The 17,434-nt window shown below is 55.9% G+C and carries 17 protein-coding genes and 1 pseudogene; 6 read left to right on the plus strand and 12 right to left on the minus strand.

Annotated features, from left to right (window positions below):
• Positions 1-70: 70 nt before the first annotated feature.
• Entirely contained in the window at positions 71-688 is a 618-nt protein-coding gene (thrH, locus tag KVG95_RS22140; protein ID WP_008074130.1) for a bifunctional phosphoserine phosphatase/homoserine phosphotransferase ThrH, read from the minus strand.
• A gap of 174 nt (positions 689-862) precedes the next feature.
• Here thrH and KVG95_RS22145 point away from each other — a divergent pair, with 174 nt between their 5' ends.
• A complete protein-coding gene (locus KVG95_RS22145) occupies positions 863-1,603 on the plus strand; it encodes a phosphoadenylyl-sulfate reductase (protein ID WP_217857964.1) in 741 nt (246 codons plus the stop codon).
• A gap of 150 nt (positions 1,604-1,753) precedes the next feature.
• Here the strand turns inward: KVG95_RS22145 and KVG95_RS22150 are convergent, their stop codons facing one another.
• A complete protein-coding gene (locus KVG95_RS22150; RefSeq protein WP_217857965.1) occupies positions 1,754-2,677 on the minus strand; it encodes a LysR family transcriptional regulator in 924 nt (307 codons plus the stop codon).
• A 124-nt stretch (positions 2,678-2,801) separates the two neighbouring features.
• Between KVG95_RS22150 and KVG95_RS22155 the strand changes: the two genes are divergently transcribed.
• Entirely contained in the window at positions 2,802-3,548 is a 747-nt protein-coding gene (locus KVG95_RS22155) for a 3-oxoacyl-ACP reductase family protein (RefSeq protein WP_217857966.1), read from the plus strand.
• 111 nt (positions 3,549-3,659) lie between these two features.
• Here the strand turns inward: KVG95_RS22155 and KVG95_RS22160 are convergent, their stop codons facing one another.
• Positions 3,660-4,355, minus strand: coding sequence for an HAD-IA family hydrolase (locus KVG95_RS22160; RefSeq protein WP_217857967.1), 696 nt, complete (start codon positions 4,353-4,355; stop codon positions 3,660-3,662).
• A 263-nt stretch (positions 4,356-4,618) separates the two neighbouring features.
• On the opposite strand from KVG95_RS22160, the gene KVG95_RS22165 reads away from it, so the two are divergent.
• The gene (locus KVG95_RS22165) at positions 4,619-9,487 is read left to right on the plus strand and encodes an RHS repeat-associated core domain-containing protein (RefSeq protein ID WP_217857968.1); all 4,869 of its coding nucleotides are present in this window, start codon (positions 4,619-4,621) and stop codon (positions 9,485-9,487) included.
• A 2-nt stretch (positions 9,488-9,489) separates the two neighbouring features.
• Positions 9,490-9,900 carry a hypothetical protein gene (locus tag KVG95_RS22170; protein ID WP_217857969.1) on the plus strand — a complete coding sequence of 137 codons (411 nt, stop codon included), beginning with the start codon at positions 9,490-9,492 and terminating at the stop codon, positions 9,898-9,900.
• A 149-nt stretch (positions 9,901-10,049) separates the two neighbouring features.
• Here the strand turns inward: KVG95_RS22170 and KVG95_RS22175 are convergent, their stop codons facing one another.
• The 9 genes from KVG95_RS22175 to KVG95_RS29905 form a co-directional block, all read right to left on the minus strand.
• On the minus strand, positions 10,050-10,415 hold the full coding sequence (locus KVG95_RS22175; RefSeq protein ID WP_217857970.1) for a hypothetical protein: 366 nt from the start codon (positions 10,413-10,415) through the stop codon (positions 10,050-10,052).
• Between the two features lie 101 nt (positions 10,416-10,516).
• The gene (locus KVG95_RS22180) at positions 10,517-10,741 is read right to left on the minus strand and encodes a hypothetical protein (RefSeq protein WP_038979875.1); all 225 of its coding nucleotides are present in this window, start codon (positions 10,739-10,741) and stop codon (positions 10,517-10,519) included.
• A 108-nt stretch (positions 10,742-10,849) separates the two neighbouring features.
• Entirely contained in the window at positions 10,850-11,020 is a 171-nt protein-coding gene (locus KVG95_RS22185) for a hypothetical protein (protein WP_167344811.1), read from the minus strand.
• Positions 11,021-11,148: 128 nt separating this feature from the next.
• The gene (locus KVG95_RS22190) at positions 11,149-11,574 is read right to left on the minus strand and encodes a glycine zipper domain-containing protein (protein WP_030127952.1); all 426 of its coding nucleotides are present in this window, start codon (positions 11,572-11,574) and stop codon (positions 11,149-11,151) included.
• 185 nt (positions 11,575-11,759) lie between these two features.
• Positions 11,760-12,125, minus strand: coding sequence for a glycine zipper domain-containing protein (locus KVG95_RS22195; RefSeq protein ID WP_038979874.1), 366 nt, complete (start codon positions 12,123-12,125; stop codon positions 11,760-11,762).
• Between the two features lie 349 nt (positions 12,126-12,474).
• Entirely contained in the window at positions 12,475-12,669 is a 195-nt protein-coding gene (locus tag KVG95_RS29900; RefSeq protein ID WP_008072999.1) for a hypothetical protein, read from the minus strand.
• A gap of 218 nt (positions 12,670-12,887) precedes the next feature.
• On the minus strand, positions 12,888-13,208 hold the full coding sequence (locus KVG95_RS22200; protein ID WP_007902143.1) for a YbjQ family protein: 321 nt from the start codon (positions 13,206-13,208) through the stop codon (positions 12,888-12,890).
• A 378-nt stretch (positions 13,209-13,586) separates the two neighbouring features.
• Positions 13,587-14,330 (minus strand): hypothetical protein, encoded by a 744-nt coding sequence (locus KVG95_RS22205; protein ID WP_217857971.1) that lies wholly within the window; start codon positions 14,328-14,330, stop codon positions 13,587-13,589.
• An 84-nt stretch (positions 14,331-14,414) separates the two neighbouring features.
• Positions 14,415-15,056: a GIY-YIG nuclease family protein gene (locus KVG95_RS29905; RefSeq protein WP_225923268.1), complete on the minus strand. Its 642-nt coding sequence runs from the start codon at positions 15,054-15,056 to the stop codon at positions 14,415-14,417.
• 267 nt (positions 15,057-15,323) lie between these two features.
• Between KVG95_RS29905 and KVG95_RS22215 the strand changes: the two are divergent.
• A pseudogene (locus KVG95_RS22215) lies at positions 15,324-15,783 on the plus strand (site-specific integrase); the annotation flags it as partial.
• 48 nt (positions 15,784-15,831) lie between these two features.
• A complete protein-coding gene (locus KVG95_RS22220) occupies positions 15,832-17,430 on the plus strand; it encodes a hypothetical protein (protein WP_217857973.1) in 1,599 nt (532 codons plus the stop codon).
• Positions 17,431-17,434 lie beyond the last annotated feature (4 nt).

Here is a 17,434-nt window from a genome sequence, read left to right on the forward strand (position 1 = left end):
GCAGGATTTGTGTTGATCGACACATAACCTGTGGGAGCGGGCTTGCCCGCGATGGGGCCATCCCTGACGACTACAAACTCAACGCCCGATTCGAAGCCTTGATGAACTCTTGCTTCAACTCCGCAAAGCTGTGCACCGCCGGGAACTGTGGAAACTCACGAATCACATTGTCCGGCGCATGGAACAGAATCCCGGCATCCGCCTCGCCCAGCATCGTCGTGTCGTTGTAGGAATCCCCCGCCGCGATCACCCGATAGTAGAGGCTCTTGAACGCCAACACCGACTGACGCTTGGGATCTTTCTGACGCAACTGATAGCCCGTGACCCGACCGGCATCGTCGGTAATCAGACGATGGCAAAGCAAGGTTGGGAAGCCCAGTTGACGCATCAGCGGTTGGGAGAATTCGTAAAAGGTGTCCGACAGAATCACCACCTGAAAACGCTCACGCAGCCAGTCGACGAATTCGCTCGCGCCTTCCAGAGGCTTGAGCGTCGCGATCACTTCCTGGATGTCGGAAAGCTTCAGGCCGTGCTCGTCGAGAATGCGCAGACGCTGCTTCATCAACACGTCGTAGTCGGGGATGTCCCGAGTGGTGGCCCTGAGGGAGTCGATCCCGGTTTTTTCGGCAAAGGCGATCCAGATTTCCGGGACCAGCACACCTTCAAGATCCAGACAGGCAATTTCCACAAGACACTCCCATTTTGTACTGTTTATTGAGTCGAGCGAGCAAAAGGACTGCCGAACTCTAGCGACTCGCCCTCCTCTGTGCAACGCAGAGGGCGCACCAGCCGCCGCAGGATTTTGTTACCATCAGGCATATATAGAGCGCCCAGCGCCACCGACCTGTAGGAAGCCGCCCTGATGAGCCCATCGTTCGATGTCGTGGAACTCGCCACGACCTATGCCAACAAATCCGCCCAGGACATCCTGAAACTCGCGTTCGCCGAGTTCGGCGATGATCTGTGGATATCTTTCAGCGGCGCCGAGGATGTGGTGCTGGTGGACATGGCCTGGAAGCTGAACAAGAACGTCAAAGTGTTTAGTCTCGACACCGGCCGCTTGCACCCCGAGACCTACCGCTTTATCGAACAGGTGCGCGAGCACTACAAGATCGATATCGAAGTGGTATCGCCGGACTACACCAAGCTCGAACCTTTCGTGAAGGAAAAGGGCCTGTTCAGTTTCTACAAGGACGGCCATGGCGAGTGCTGCGGCATCCGCAAGATCGAGCCGTTGCGTCGCAAGCTGTCGGGCGTGACTGCGTGGGCCACCGGCCAGCGTCGGGACCAGAGCCCGGGCACCCGCAGCGCGGTCGCGGTGCTGGAAGTCGATACCGCGTTCTCCACCCCGGAACGCACTCTGTACAAATTCAATCCGCTGGCGCAAATGACCAGCGAAGAGATCTGGGGCTACATCCGCATGCTGGAGTTGCCGTACAACAGCCTGCATGAGCGCGGCTTCATCAGCATCGGCTGCGAGCCTTGCACCCGCCCGGTATTGCCGAACCAGCACGAGCGCGAAGGTCGTTGGTGGTGGGAAGAAGCCACGCAGAAAGAATGCGGGCTGCATGCCGGGAACATCATCAGCAAATCAAAAGCTTAAAAAATCACTGTCTTGGACCGCGCTATCGTTCATCGCGGGCAAGCCACGCTCCCACAGGGTTTTGTGGTCGTATCGTAATGATGTAAACGACACAAAACCTGTGGGAGCGTGGCTTGCCCGCGAAGGCCGCACCTCGGTTCTAAATCAGACTCACAGAGCACTAAACCGCTGCCCCAACCCCTGCCCCGCAAACTGCTCAATAATGAAATCGACAAACGCCCGGGTCTTGCCCGGCAGCAATTTGTGTTCGGCGTAATAGATGGAGATGTTGCCGTCGTCGACATACCAGTCAGGCAACACCCGCTGCAACGTTCCGGCATCCAGATAGCCCACGGCAAACGGCATGCTCACCAACGCAATGCCCAACCCCTGAGCCGCCGTGGCGCAGGCGGCTTCCGAATCGCTCATGGTCATCCGCGCCTTGAGCGTCAGCGGGCTGTGTTGCCGGGCGCGACTGGTCAACTGCCAGGAACGCACGCGCCCCGTCTGCGGCGAGCGTATCAAGATGCCATCGTGGTGTTTGAGGTCGTCGGGCTCGATGATCGCCTCGTGGCCCGCCAGGTACTCGGCTGAAGCCACCAACACCCGATGGGCGGGCGTCAGCTTTCGCGCCACCACACCCTGAGGCAGTTCGAATCCGCCACCAATCGCCGCATCGAAACCCTGGCCGATCAAGTCGACCTGACGGTTATCGAAATGCCAGTCCGGGTTGATCGCCGGAAAGCGCCGCAGAAACTCTCCCAGCAACGGCACGATGTACAAACGCCCGAACACCGTCCCCATACTGACCTTGAGCGTGCCTGCCGGACGTCCTTCGGCGCTGGCCAGGTTGGCCACGGCATTCTGAATCGTGTGCAGGCTGGCGCTGACTTCGCCGAGAAACAACTGGCCGGCTTCAGTCAGCGTCAGGCTGCGCGTGCTGCGCTGGAACAGCCGCACACCGAGTCGCGCCTCCAGCTTGGCGACGCTCTTGCCCACCGCCGCCGGCGTCAGGCTCAAGCGCCGCGCCGCTTCGGCGAAGCTGCCAACCTCGGCGCTACGCACGAAGCATTCGATACTGCTGAAGGTTTCCATAAGCGCCACTATAAACTTTTGGTTTACACAGACTATAGCAATGACGGTCTACCCCCAGGGTAATGCGAGGCCGATACTCGACTCCAACAACAAGGCAGCCCGCCTTGAATTTCTGGAGATCGACATGACCACTCAACACCTCAGCGGTAAAGTAGCTCTGATTCAAGGCGGTTCACGCGGCATCGGTGCTGCCATCGTCAAACGCCTGGCCGCCGAAGGCGCTACCGTCGCCTTCACTTACGTCAGCTCCACCGCCAAAGCAGAAGAGTTGCAAAACAGCATCACCAGCGCTGGCGGCAAAGCCTTGGCCATCAAGGCCGACAGCGCCGATGCCGTCGCGATTCGCAATGCCGTTAATGCCACCGTCGAAGCCTTCGGTCGCCTGGACATCCTGGTCAACAACGCAGGCGTTTTGGCCGTTGCACCACTGGAAGACTTCAAACTCGAAGACTTCGACCACACCCTGGCGATCAACGTACGCAGCGTATTCATCGCCACCCAGGAAGCGGCCAAACATATGACCGAAGGCGGTCGCATCATTAACATCGGCAGCACCAATGCCGAGCGCATGCCCTTCGCCGGTGGTGGCCCGTACGCCATGAGCAAATCGGCGCTGGTCGGCCTGACCAAAGGTTTGGCTCGGGACCTCGGCCCACGGGGTATCACCATCAACAACGTACAACCGGGCCCGGTCGACACCGACATGAACCCCGCCAGCGGTGACTTCGCTGAAAGCCTGATCCCGCTGATGGCTGTGGGTCGTTACGGCAAAGTGGAAGAAATTGCCAGCTTTGTCGCCTACCTTGTCGGCCCCGAAGCCGGCTACATCACCGGTGCCAGCCTGACCATCGACGGTGGTTTCGGCGCCTGATACAGGTCACTTGTGGGAGCGGGCTTGCTCGCGAAGGCGTCGTATCAGTCGACATTACTGTTGCCTGACACGCCCTCTTCGCGAGCAAGCCCGCTCCCACATTTATCGGCATTAAGCCCAATCGAGTGCCGGCAGGCCACATGCACTGGGCTTGAACGCCTTCAACGTACGAAGAATGCCATCGGCGTGTGCGTACTTTTCGTCGGCCATCGCCGCATCCGGGATCGCAATCGCCGTCATCCCCGCCGCTTTCGCTGCGGTGACGCCGAACGGTGAATCCTCGAACACCAGGCAATCCTCAGGCGCGACACCCAGGCGCCGTGCCGCCGTCAGGAAGATATCCGGCGCCGGTTTGGCCGCGCCCACTTCCGGGTCATCCGCGGTGACGATGAAGTCGAACAGCGCGAACCAGTCGCGGTGCAAGGTGGTTTTCTGGCCGAACGACTGACGTGAAGAACTGGTGCCCACCGCAATAGGAATGTTGTTGGCCTTCAAGTGCCGAACCAGCTCCTCTGCGCCAGGCATCGCCAGCGCCGTCGGAAAACGCTCGCGCATCAGCGGTTCGCGGATCACCAGAAACTCTTCGGCTGTAATCGGCAGGTCCAGCGCCTCGACCACATAGCGCGCCAGATCACCCGCGCCACGACCGATGATGTTCTGTTTGACGCTCCAGTCGAAGGTCCGACCATAACGTCCGGCAATGATGGACGTGACCTCGGTGTAAATGCCCTCGGTGTCCAGCAACAAGCCGTCCATGTCGAAAATCACGGCCTTGATCGGGCCGAACTCATCCAAGGGTGCATTCATCGCATCTGATCCGTTTTCTCATGACATCCCAGGAGCGGCTAAGGCACGACCGGATCCGTGATGGATTAAAGGGTTCAGCAGCATAGCGAGCGCGGTTGGCAGAGAGCAACGGGCAATGCCTGGGGGATACAAAAAACTGTGTCGAGACGCCCGCGATGATTTAGCGACTTGCCCTACACCAAACACCTCCTTTCCCGACTTCTTTCCTCGTTGATCCCCCGCAAAGTCTTGCGCTCCAGATTAATCAGCGCGAGGGACTGCGAATGTTCGAACCTGACAAGGTCCTGGCCTTGAACAATGCCATCGGCCTGCTGGTGGTCGCCACCATGAACCCCGAGCAGCCGGACGTCGAAGCGCTGCTCGGTGATTTTCGACTTTGCCTCAACGACTACGACGCCTGGGCGGAAAACTTCTGGACCGGTGGGGCGCTGAACGTCGAGCAGGTATTCAAAGTCGGCAATGAAGTCCGGCTCAGCGCACCGAAGGACTCCACCGCCCCTGTCAGTTCGACGCTCGCCATGTGCCCCGCCAGCGGTCCGTTGACCCTGGTGCACCTGTTTGAGACCGCGCGTTTCGTGCCGATCGGCAATACGCCGGTGATGCTCGAACCGGTTATCTCGCAGCGTAATGGTGAACTGACGTTCGGTGAGCCCGTCCACGAAACCATTGGCCCCAGCGGCATCCTCGAAATCCCCGACTGCTGGCGCGGCCAGCGCTATCGCATCACCTTCTTTCCCAATGTTTGCGCTGAGCACGTCAAAGCACTCTATGCCTCTTATCAGGACGTGATCGGCGAGCTGGAAGGCTGGTTGCGTAACGAATGGACGAGCGAATTCAAGCCTTTATGGGCAGGTTTTTCCGAGGCTGGGTTCACCCAGCGCTACGGCATGCTGCAACAGGCCGACTGGCGCGGCTTCGAGCGTTCGCTGCACGGTTTGTGGGATGACGTGAAGCAGGTCTACGCCCTGCTGGCAGACCTGCAAACCAACAGCGAAAAACTCCTTGAGTACCTGACCCTGGGCGAGCTTGAGACGCTGCTGAACGCCTCGGCTGAAGCCATCGCCAATGTGTTGCTGATGTTGAGCGATGAGCCGTTGATGTTCATCCATCTCGCGGCCTTTACCAGTTGGCTGAGGATGTTGCCGCCGCAGTACATCGCCGAAGTCGTGGCGCAAATTCGTACAGAACTATTGATCAGTTTCCTGCTGGTACGCCTCACCGGCCCTACGGGCCTGAAGCTCGGCATGAGCGCCAGAGTATTGGACAAGATCAAGTCCCAGCAGGCTCGGCAGTGGTTGGCGGGGGCCAGTTTGCGGCTGGCCGAACTGACGGCCAAATCTGACCTGACAGCCCACGCTGGCGCACTCAAACCGCTCGTGGTCAACGCGCGCAATGCACCACTGAAACCGGCACCATCGGTTCCGCTGCAGATCAGCGCCGGCGACTCACCGGTTGTGCGGGTGAACAATCCGGTTGCCATTGCTCGCGACAAATCCGACGCCATGACCCGGCTGGGGCGACACGAACCTCACGACGATGCATCGAGTCAGGCGAAAACCCCTAACGGCGACAGTGCAGATGCGGCGGATAGGACCGCGACCAACGGCTGTCCGGTGTCGATGGTCAGCGGCGAAGAACTGCTGACCCTGACCGACGGTTCGCTGGATGGGCTGATGCCGTTTGCCTTCACCCGGTTGTACCGAACCAGCGCGGTGGAGATCGATTGCGGGCTGGGTTGGGGCTGGAGCCATTCGCTGGCGCATCGGTTGGAGCTGGGCGATGAACAGGTCGTCTGGATCGACCACGAAAACCGTCGTACGACGTTTCCGCTACCGAGCGTCGAGCGCCCGGTGATCCACAACAGCCTGTCGCGGGCGGCGATTTATCTCGGCGATGCCCCCGAAGAATTGATCCTCGTCCAGGCCGGCGATGACGCACGTTTCTATCACTTTCATAACGGTCGTCTCACGGCGATCAGCGACGCTTACGACAACCGACTGCGCATCACCCGCGACCGTCAGGATCGCATTCAACGCCTCGATAACGGCGCCGGTCGTTCGCTGCTGTTTTGCTACGAACGCAGGCACCTCGTCGCCATTGAATATCAGTCGTTTCATCCCACCGATGCCGTGGGTGAAGCCTGGCATACAGAGCAAACGCTGGTTTTCTATCGCTATGACGCCCGCCAACGCTTGATCGAAGCAACCAACGCCGCGGGTGAAAGCGAGCGCTACGACTACGACGACCAGCATGTGATTCTGCAGCGGCAACTGGCCGGTGGCGCGAGTTTCTTCTGGGAATGGGAACGCTCTGGCAAGTCGGCGCGCTGTGTGCGGCATTGGGCATCGTTTGCGCAGATGGACACGCGTTATGTCTGGGATGACCAGGGCAGCGTGACCGTCCAGAACATCGATGGCAGCCAAGAGGTTTACGTCCACGACGACCGGGCGCGGCTGGTGCGCAAGGTTGAACTGAACGGTGGCGAACACCTCAAGGCCTATGACGAGCAGGGCCGCTTGGTGGCCGAGCAGGATCCGCTCGGGGCTGTCACCGAATACCGCTACGACGAAGTCGGAAGGTTGGTGGCGCTGATTCCGCCGGAAGACGAGCCAACATCCTACGAATACCGCAACGGTTTCCTGCATGCGCGCTATCGCGGCAAAGCGGTGTGGAAATATCGGCGCAATGCACAGGGGGATGTCACCGAAGCGACCGATCCCGACGGCCAGGTCACTCATTACCACTACGACCCTCAGGGACGTTTGCTGTCGATCCGCTACCCGGACACCAGCCGACATGTCTTCATCCGGAACGGGCTGGGACAACTACTCGAAGAGACCTTGCCGGACGGTGGCCAGCGGCGCTTTTCCTACGACGCGCTAGGCCGGCAGACGACCCGTCAGGACGAACACAGTGCGCTCACCCAGTACCAATGGGATGCCGTCGGCCGACTGGTTCAGACGACTTTGCCTACCGGGGCCAGCCGCGCCTTTAGTTACAACGCCTACGGCAAGATTACCGCCGAACGCGATGAGCTGGGCCGCGTCACTCGCTATGAATACGCCGACGATTTGCACCTGGTCAGCCGCCGGATCAACCCAGACGGCACCCAGCTCAAATATCGCTACGACAACGCGCAGCTGCTGCTCACGGAAATCGAAAACGAATCCGGTGAAAAGTATCGCCTGGACTACACGCCCAGCGGCCTGATCCGACAGGAAACCGGCTTCGACGGCCGCCGCACCGCTTACAGCTACGACCTCAACGGCCACCTGCTGGAGAAAGCCGAGTTCGGCGACGACGGCTCGCAGCTGATCACCGGCTATCAGCGGGACTCGGCTGGACGTCTGTTGGTCAAGACCCTGCCCGATGGCGTCAAGGTCAAGTACCGCTACGACCGCCTCGGCCGACTGACCAGTGTCGACGATGGCCACGATCATCCGCTGGAATTCGACTACGACCAGCAGGACCGCCTGATCACCGAGCATCAGGGCTGGGGCACGCTACGTTATGCCTACGACGCCTGTGGCCAACTCAAGCGCCTGCGCCTGCCGGACAACAGCAAACTCGATTATCACCACGCCAAGGGCGGCGCGCTGACGGCCATTGACCTCAACGGCACACGCCTCACCACGCACCAGTTTGCCTTCGGTCGCGAACAAACCCGCCAACAGGGTCTGCTGCTCAGCGAATACACCTACGACGACCAGGGCGGCCTGAAAGCCCATGCCGTTAGCCAATATCAACATCCGCTGTACCGTCGCGACTATGCCTACAGCGCCAACGGCAATCTCGACCATATCGCCGATACCCGCCACGGCCAGCGCAGCTACCAGTACGACTCGCTCGACCGCCTGACCCGCGTCCGCCATTCCCGTGACCAATCGCCGGAAAGCTTCGCCCACGACCCAGCGGGCAACCTGCTGATGCAGGATCGCCCTGGCGTTGCGAAGGTGCTGGGTAATCGCCTGCTGATGCAAGGCGACCGGCATTACGACTACGACGCCTTCGGCAACCTGATTCGCGAACGCCGCGGCACCGCGCAAAAACTCGTCACCGAATACCGCTACGACTGCCAGCACCGGTTGATCGGCGCCACCCTGCCCAACGGTAGCCAAGCCACTTACCGCTACGACGCCTTCGGCCGCCGTATCAGCAAATCCGTCGATGGCAAAGCCACCGAGTTCTTCTGGCAAGGCGACCACCTCGTCGCCGAACACAGCCAGGATTACCATCGAAGCTACATCTACGAACCCGGCACCTTCCGCCCGCTGGCCATGCTCGACGGCAAAGGCCCGCGCCAGGCCTGCCCGTTCTACTACCAACTCGACCACCTCGGCACACCGCAAGAACTCACCGACTACAGCGGCGACATCATCTGGGCCGCCCGATACACCGCCTATGGCCGCCTCACCCGCCTCAACCGCGACACCCACCAGGTCCTCGATCAACCGCTGCGCTTTCAAGGGCAGTATTTCGACGCGGAAACCGGCCTGCACTACAACCGGCATCGCTACTACAATCCGGATGTCGGACGGTACCTGACGCCGGACCCGAGCAAGTTGGTGGGTGGGTTAAACGGCTATCAGTACACGCGCAATCCGGTGGGTTGGGTTGATCCGTTGGGGTTGAGTGATTGTCCTGGAGGCGATGGATGTAAGAAGCCGTCGTTTGGGGATGAGGATCCGGCGGGTAAGGTGGGGGTTGATGAGGGGGAGCCCGGCCCCCCAAATCCAAAACAAGAGAACTATTATTTGTACCGTGGTGACGACCGAGAACCATGGGAAATTTTTGAGGCAGGATTTGAACCCTTGGGAGAAAGTACAGATCTGTTTTTGCATGCATCAGATAACAGAAGCCCTCCCAGTTACTTTGTCAGCACTACGACAAACGAAAAAGAGGCAAAAAAGTTTGCCACAGGGTACGGTCTTGCCGACGGCTATATATATGTGCTGAAAAACATTCGCGGTATCGATGTAAATAAAGAACTGGGCATGATGTCACCACATCGGCGTGAGGTTGAAATAGCGTTCCCAGGAGGAATAAAAAATCACGACATCGTGGGCGTCACCCCCGTCTACGATGATGGTAGCTATAAGGGCTACTCAATACCCAACCCTTTCAGGAAGTAACCATGAAAACAATAGAAATTTTAATAAACAATCATGGAGTCATAGAAAGGGCCACAATCGAATGCGACAGAAAAAAACCGACACTCACATTCACGATGCAAAGTGGTTTAAAAAAAATTTATACAGCCTATGACCTTTACGTATGCTTTGGCATGTTAAGAGCCGACTATCCTGAGATAAAATTTCTGTGCAAAGGAGCCAAATTAAATGTTCACCCTTCACGAATGTCGTCCCAAATGTCTAGCGGCTTAGTCGCATACGAACTTAAACTTGGAAAACCTAGCGAAGAAGAGGACATAGTACGAATTTTCGACTACGAAGACAAAAATATTACTAGCAACATTGAAGAGCAAAAAACCTTCTATAAAAACTGGATCGAGTCATTAATTATTACAACGCAAAAAAAAACCTGAAGATAATACTCAATAAAACAACCAACAATATAGAATCATGAACTCACGCAACACGCTCATCGAGCAAATGCGTCAAGCATAAGTGACGCCTGTGAAAAACATCTAAAGCCCAGCTCGATGCTGGGCTCAGTTCCACATTAAACACTGACTTAGCCGCCAGAACCGCCAGTTTTACCTCCACTTCCTACTCCTCCACCGCTCTCATCAATCTCAAAATCACCTGACTCTCCAGACCCACCTCCAGAACCACTCTCCATCGAACCTCCCTCGCTCATCGACCCACTTCCCTCCCCCGGGCTGGTGCTACTCCCGCTGGCATCGCCGCCATTCCCACCACCAATGGTGTCCGGTGGCGGCGTCTTCCCGTCCGAGGAACCCGCATTCATTTCCGAGTAAGGTGGCATCCCGCCCTTGTCGACCGGCGCATCGCGGCCGGAAGATTGAGCTAACGCCGACAATGAACTGATCGACAATAAGCCGACCACCGTCAAGGTCGTCAGTTTTGACCTGATCATGGCGCACCTCCATTAAAGAGTGCTTTACCTGATGTCTGGCAGCGGTCGCTTTTTTAAGGTGCCGCACAATCGACGAGCGGCGATGGATCGCTGCGCAGGCTTCAGCTCGGTTCTCCCGATAGATCGTCACCGGCAATGTCCGGGTCATCGGGGTTGGCTTCCACATCCCCGCGCTCCACATCATCGGTATCGGTGGGCACCTGCTCCACGCCGGTGTCGTCATCGTCGGGCGGGCGCTGATCGCGACTCAGGGAGTCGGTGGGTGAAGGTAGCGGATACTCGGGGGTATCGTCGTCGATATCAGAGTCTTTTGGATCAGCGTTCATAACGCACCTCTCAATGGACCTGAAAAGCAGATCCTGACATTTCGAGGACAACACGATAGGCGCGGTTCGATCAGAGGGACGATCGGTCGGCCCGACCACAACCCCCTGTCACTCGTCGTCTTCCTCATCGTATTCGTCGTACTCGATATTGCCCACATCGCCTGCGTCATCGGCATCGTTGAGCGGCACCGTGGCGTCGTCCATCAGAGACCCCGGATCTTCGTTGCCAGGATCGTTGATCGGACCTTCATCTTCCATGCCTTCGGTTTCCGGAGTCATGACATGCCTCGCAACGTTCAGGGGTGTATGACGTTCGAGGCGTCCTACGGGCAAACGTTCCTGAGTCCTACTGACAGAAACGAAAAACCCGGCGCTGGGCCGGGTTTCTACTCTAACTCGATATCGAGTTAGCGATGCTTGTACTTATTTTTATGCTTGTGTTTGTGTTTGCCACCGCCGGAGTGCGAGCTGCCGCTGTCATTACCCAGGTTACTGCCCACCGCGCCACCGGCTGCACCACCCACGCCAGCGCCAATGGTCGAACCGGTGGAGCCGCCCAAACTATTGCCAATCACTGAGCCGCCCGCCGCGCCGATACCGCCGCCAACGGCTGCTTCTGTGCGGCTGCCCTTGCGCGCACCGACCGCGCTGCCTGCCGCACCGCCGACGCCAGCGCCAACCGCTGCTCCCGTGCTACCGCCTAGTTGACCGCCGACCACGTTACCTAACGCGCCGCCAAGACCACCGCCCACTGCAGCGGTGCCGTCGCCGGCAGCCATCGCACCCTGAGCAACCAAAAGTCCCAAAACCACCGTGGACAATGTCAAACGCATGATATGAACCTCTAATTTCCGCATCGGGGGAAGATCGTGCCGCGGATAGGCCTCAGCCTGGCATCTGCGTCTGTTGAACAGCAAATCAGATACCGACTGTAAGAGATTTGAGCCATATACGGGAGAAACGTTCCAAAACGAAAAAGCCCGGCATCGAGCCGGGCTTTTTCAGCGGATCATTAAGATCAGTGGCGCTTTTTGGACAGATTGCTGCCCACGCCGCCGCCCAATGCACCACCCAGGCCGGCACCGATGGTGGAACCTGTCTTGCCGCCCAGGCTGTTGCCGATCACCGAACCGCCCGCCGCGCCTACCCCGCCGCCAATAGCCGCTTTGGTGCGGCTGCCTTTGCGTGCTGCAACAGCACTGCCGGCTGCGCCCGCTACACCAGCACCAATTGCTGCACCTGTGCTGCCGCCCATTTTCTGACCGACCACATTACCCAGCGCGCCACCCAGACCACCACCGAGCGCAGCGGTGCCATCACCGGCAGCCATCGCACCTTGAGCAACCAAAAGGCCCAAAACCAGAGCAGGCAGTGTCAAACGCATAACGAGAACCTCAAAAAAGGGGGAAACCGAAAGGCCGGAGATTGAATGCTTTAGAGGAGGCAAAGTCCAGACACAAACACGGATCAACCTCGTCATTAGCGACGGTTGGACAGCATTTATGGAAAAGGTTTTATGACAGGCAAAAAAAAGCCCGCTGGGGAGACGGGCCAGGGTACTGCTTTCTAACGGATGAGCTGAGACTACGTAGGCAGGTGTGAAAAGTTTGTGAAAAAAAAACTAGCGCTCGCAAAGTTTGTAGGACGTTTTCCCGCATTGCCGCCAAGCCACGCTTTCTACCCTTCAAAAACAAGAAACCCCGCTCAATGGCGGGGCTCGTACGAGTCACTGTTTACTTCCTGGAAGGCGCACCCAGCTTGGGCATGAATTTCGACTTCGGCCCTCGAGTTCGAGGCACTGTAGATTTGATTTTGTTGATTTTGATACGGTCTTCACCAAAGCTCGGCACATAGTCCGTCTGACCACACTGCACGCAATTATTGATTGGAAACTCCGCCCCGTCGTCTTCGATATACGGCTCAGTCATATCTTCGCTCCTATCAACGGGTCGATACCGGCAAGCCCTATTTGCCTGAAAAATATCGACCACCCAGGATTTTGAGACTAGTCGGTCATTCCCGGACTTGTGATTCAGATTGTTACGTGCCGACGAATGGCCAGCGCTTGCTTCCTACAAAACCAAATGACGAATAAACAAAACGAGCACGCTCTGGCGCGGCACCCTCATGATTTTTTCACACTGACTTACCGCAGTTTGACCGCCGTCCCGGTCACAAACACCACCACCATTCCACCCTTGCCGGCCGGCATGCTGATCTCATAATCGAGCCCTACCACTGCATCCGCCTGAAGCGCCCGCGCCCGCTCCTTGATCTCGTCGGTCGCCTGAATTCGCGCATCCTTCAATGCCCGCTCCAATGTCTGGGACCGCCCGCCGAAAAAATCCCGCATACCGGCGAACAGATCACGGATCACGTTAACGCCTTGCACCGACTCAGCGCTGACGATGTCCAGGTAAGCGGTGATTTGCCGACCTTCGATGGTGTGGGTTGTGGTGGTGATCATGAAATGTCCTTGTTCAGAGCTGTCGTCGATAGGGTGAAACGACGGGGAAAACGGCGCGAGAATTGAGTATAGAGATCGATTACCGTCGAGGGGTTGGCAGTCTAACAGGAGGGCGGAATACGCCTGAAACACGGCTTTGGGGGCAGCTTGAAAAGGTCGTACCCGAAAAGCAGTTAATTCCTACATATCGTTCGGATCTTGCCGGCCTCGGCGTTCAGCTTGCGCTGTTCAGCGATCAGTTTGACGATCTCTACATGAACCTTTTCCAGCTCTGCCTGTTTCATGGTCATTGAATCTGTATCCCATCGGCTGCGGAGATACCAGGGCATCATGACTGGCTTGAAACATATTAAGCTTCAAGCCAGTGCAACAGATCCATTAGCCTAAGTAGACATCACTAGTGCCCTGCATTTTTTTCTCTCTTTCTATCCGTGCTGCCTTCTCCTCCTCGCTCTCAGGCAGGTAGATTTTGTCGCTGGCTTCTGGTGTTAGGGACATAGCAAGTATCACCATCAGGGAAACCATAAACGTGCCTACAGCAAGCCGGATCAAAGCGCTGATCCAAAAACCTGGGCTAGCATCCAGCAATGTGGCCGCGGTTTGAGTGAGCGTCAACACTTGACCGGTCCCCAAGATCAGATAGTTGATTGCGAAACTGAGCACTAGCCCAAAGCCGATGTTCATGTTGGTTTCGTGATCTCTTTTTTGATCATCCTGTTTGTCGAGCAGTTCTATAATTAGTTTGTCTCTTTCAATGAGCGCTTTTTTACGCATGCTAGACGGATAGCGATAGTCGTGATTAATTTGGTTATCCCTGCTCGGGAATCGCCACTTAATCCATGTTGTCGCTGCAAGTAAAACCTGACGCAACACAGGAAAAAGAAGGGCCATCAAAAATGCAAAAATGCCTAGGAAAACCAAAGCTCCAGCTGCATTGACCTCTGGAGCGCTCAAACTACCAAAAGACTGCAGCAGATTCTTTTTGTAAAAGATCATCAGGCATGAGTCCAGTGCCAGCAGGAAGGAGATCAACAGCATAAAGTGCCGAAATTCAACTGCTTTATCGATGAAAGTCGTGCTAGTAGTGATGACTTTGCTAATGCTATTGCTGGAGTCGGCCATGAATGTCCTTGGATTGACTAAGTGATGGGAGGTCATGTCAGTATCACAGCCATCGATGTGAATAAAATACGTGTCTTTTTGAATTCAAGCCTGTTCAATCTTCCCATGGATTTCGATCAGATCAGGTATGTGACTAAGGCAATGGGCTGTGAAAAACTCGCGAGCCTTATTGATGCGATACCTATTGAAAAGACAATGCAGTGCTTGCTCAAGCTTCGAGTAGTTAGTGGTCTCCCATTGAGAAATGACTCGAAAACGGAAGGGCACTCCAGTTGTGTAAAGTTGAGCGATTCGCTTGTCCACAGAGCCTGTGGTAATGCCTATCTTGATGATCTCAATGCCATCGGCCATGTATAAATTGGTTCCGAGGACATATAAGGTACCGACATCGTCAGCTAGCTTTTCAAGGTTCTCACCCTCGATGAAATCTTCCGCGTCCTGCTCGATAGGCTCAGCATCTGATTCTAACGACATTCGATGAGGCTTCTGAGACTTGTCCGCAAAAATATCCCTGGCGCTGCGGCAGGCGATGTATATCTGCGCCAGAACCGCGTGATCAACATCCTTGTAATTTCCGTTCTGCACATTCCGTAGATGCGACTCGGTACCGTAGTACGCAGGGTAACGCACCTTTATGTTCTCTCTGATTTCTTGAGGCATCATACCTGCGGGGCGACCTCGCAGAATTGTGCGTACCGCATCGGTGAAGCTAAGTTCGGGTTGCATCAACGTCACCTGTTTTCGTCAAGAGCAGAGGCAAACCGGTGGTTAGGTCATTGGTGGAAAGACCTAGACAGTGTCAAACCTACAGCCGGAACCCATCGCCATTAGTAATCAAGAAAAGCACCTTTCGATAAAGCTAGCACGGGGCAAAAAAAGTAGCTCATGGCCCCATATTCCCATATGGCTCTTTTTCAGACACCAAAAACCGCAAATAACCGACTTTCTCTAGGAAAATCAGTGATTTGCGTGTTTCAAATGTGGCAATGAAGGAGAGACCCGAACCGGGTTACGAAGACTCGACGGTCGACGCGGAGGTTCGGCTGCTGGAGCCGGCGTGGGATGAGTTGCTCAAGATTGATGCGAGCAATCAGAACAAGAAGGTGGAGACGGTTGATATCGTTGAGCGGGACAATAAGACGGTGCGGCAGCACAAACTGCATTTTGTTTTCCTGAATAGCAAAAGCGGGTTGCCGCATGTGAGCGACTTTGTTGTCCGGGATCGGTTTTTAAAGGCGCACTTGAACGCGGCTGGGGTTCGGTATTGGGGCCGAGGCAATGTCGGCATACTTACGCCAGTCAGTTGCTGATCACGGGCGTGGCTTCAATCGATGGGATTGCTGAGCAGATGGGGCATACGACAGGGAATATGATCCGGCAGCATTATGGGACGTGGATTAATGAGGATGGACCGGATGTCGTTGGGATACTGCAGCTTGCCCGCAATCTGTAGATAATTGCTCATGTGAAGCAGGACGAAAAGGTATGATAGCAATTTGACATGGAACGCAATGTAGTGATGACCCGAGATAATTTTCTGTTCAAAGACTCGTCGAGAATTTACAAACAGGCCAACGAACTAGCCCGCGGTTTGCGCTGCAGTATTTCGGGGGATTCTGAATGGTTCTCTGACGCTGCTCAATTGCTAGCGTCGCATGGTTTGCTTGCACTGCAGAATGACGAGCAATGGCTGAGAGCCATCGAGTACACCAAGCAACGCTTAGATTCCATTGCCTGCACAATTGACACAAGAATTGCGATTCCTGCACTGTTGGAGGCGGTGGACGATTTCTACTATCGCGACACCAATTGGAAGAAAGAGGTACCAATTTGCGGCTCCGCGATGAAAACATCCATAGCGATGATCTGGCCAAACCGTCAGGCACAGACTGCTGTTGATAAAAGTGCTGCTCAACTGCAGAAACTCGTTTTCGCAGCCATGGCTTGGGAGCAGTTAGTCGCGAGTTATGAACATCACAAAGTGTTTAGATTTGAGTCCGTTGAATTCCATCCCCGCGGGTTTTCGCACTCCAGTGAAAGATACAAGGTGTTACTGGCACAATGGAATGCAATGGCTTCACCTTACGGAGAGACACAAAGAACTCTAGAGCATTCTAAGTCAGTCATTTTTGAGAATCCCCGCGCATTTTCCGATGCCGTTACGCGTGTGCTGGAAGGGGAGAAGTCAAGCGATATCGAGTTATTTGCCGGTACAGTATTCGCCCAGGCGGGAGAAAAACCGGCCTTCTGGTTGGGACTTAAAGCCAGGCTTACCGTGCTTCAATTTGCGCTGCAGTTCAAGTTGGCTGGGGCCGAGGTTTACAGCGGCGTAGTGCTCTTCGAGGAATTTGCGGCCGAAATCACCGGTTTTGGTCTTCAAGTAGCCTCGGTGCAAGCAAGTGTGGAGGCCTGCTTCTGGCAAGCAGATTGGTATCCTAAACGTCGCATGAAAGATTTCCCGTCGAACATGTTGGTTGAAAGACCTGTACTACGCATCGACAACAAGACCTTCGCCACGACGGTTTTGACAATTATCGATTCGATCAACTGCTTTGTTGAGAACTCGGTTTTTGATTGCGCGGATTATGGGGGCTCACCAGTACATCCATCTGCTTTTCAGATGCATATCTCGCAGCCGTTTGAACAAGCGGCCGTGGACCTTTGCCTAAAAATAGGATGGAAGGCCGGTGTAGTCAGCGATAAAGGATACTGGGCGGCCGGCAATTGTCAGTTGGTTCATCCGAACGGTAAAAAGGTGCCTGGAGAGATCGATGTGCTGGCGTTGCATCCCTCCGGATTGCTCGCGCTGATACTTGAATGCAAGGTGCTTACACAGCCTTTTTCAAAGAGCAAACTAACTAATGTTGTTGGCAAACTTGGTCCGGACGACCAAGAGAATTTTCACTCGAAACTGGAACGAAAGGTCAATTGGCTATCGGACGTACCGGCTCTGAAGGGAGCTGAGGTGGTAGGGGCTTTGCTGGTCGACCAAGGAAGCTTTCTTGGCAGGGGTGCACCGCACCCGGTAGTCGATCTTGAGCAACTGACTGATTTGCTCGAGTTTTTCAATAAACAAATTAACTCAGATATCGGCGAGTAAGGAC

The sequence above is a fragment of the Pseudomonas farris genome (assembly GCF_019145235.1).
In the GTDB taxonomy this organism is placed as follows: Bacteria; Pseudomonadota; Gammaproteobacteria; order Pseudomonadales; family Pseudomonadaceae; genus Aquipseudomonas; species Aquipseudomonas farris.

Coding starts and splice junctions, on each gene's coding strand:
- KVG95_RS22145 (WP_217857964.1), top strand. CDS start 863: ATGAGCCCATCGTTCGATGTCGTGGAACTCGCCACGACCTATGCCAAC.
- KVG95_RS22150 (WP_217857965.1), bottom strand. CDS start 2,677: ATGGAAACCTTCAGCAGTATCGAATGCTTCGTGCGTAGCGCCGAGGTT.
- KVG95_RS22155 (WP_217857966.1), top strand. CDS start 2,802: ATGACCACTCAACACCTCAGCGGTAAAGTAGCTCTGATTCAAGGCGGT.
- KVG95_RS22160 (WP_217857967.1), bottom strand. CDS start 4,355: ATGAATGCACCCTTGGATGAGTTCGGCCCGATCAAGGCCGTGATTTTC.
- KVG95_RS22165 (WP_217857968.1), top strand. CDS start 4,619: ATGTTCGAACCTGACAAGGTCCTGGCCTTGAACAATGCCATCGGCCTG.
- KVG95_RS22170 (WP_217857969.1), top strand. CDS start 9,490: ATGAAAACAATAGAAATTTTAATAAACAATCATGGAGTCATAGAAAGG.
- KVG95_RS22175 (WP_217857970.1), bottom strand. CDS start 10,415: ATGATCAGGTCAAAACTGACGACCTTGACGGTGGTCGGCTTATTGTCG.
- KVG95_RS22180 (WP_038979875.1), bottom strand. CDS start 10,741: ATGAACGCTGATCCAAAAGACTCTGATATCGACGACGATACCCCCGAG.
- KVG95_RS22185 (WP_167344811.1), bottom strand. CDS start 11,020: ATGACTCCGGAAACCGAAGGCATGGAAGATGAAGGTCCGATCAACGAT.
- KVG95_RS22190 (WP_030127952.1), bottom strand. CDS start 11,574: ATGCGTTTGACATTGTCCACGGTGGTTTTGGGACTTTTGGTTGCTCAG.
- KVG95_RS22195 (WP_038979874.1), bottom strand. CDS start 12,125: ATGCGTTTGACACTGCCTGCTCTGGTTTTGGGCCTTTTGGTTGCTCAA.
- KVG95_RS29900 (WP_008072999.1), bottom strand. CDS start 12,669: ATGACTGAGCCGTATATCGAAGACGACGGGGCGGAGTTTCCAATCAAT.
- KVG95_RS22200 (WP_007902143.1), bottom strand. CDS start 13,208: ATGATCACCACCACAACCCACACCATCGAAGGTCGGCAAATCACCGCT.
- KVG95_RS22205 (WP_217857971.1), bottom strand. CDS start 14,330: ATGGCCGACTCCAGCAATAGCATTAGCAAAGTCATCACTACTAGCACG.
- KVG95_RS29905 (WP_225923268.1), bottom strand. CDS start 15,056: ATGCAACCCGAACTTAGCTTCACCGATGCGGTACGCACAATTCTGCGA.
- KVG95_RS22220 (WP_217857973.1), top strand. CDS start 15,832: ATGGAACGCAATGTAGTGATGACCCGAGATAATTTTCTGTTCAAAGAC.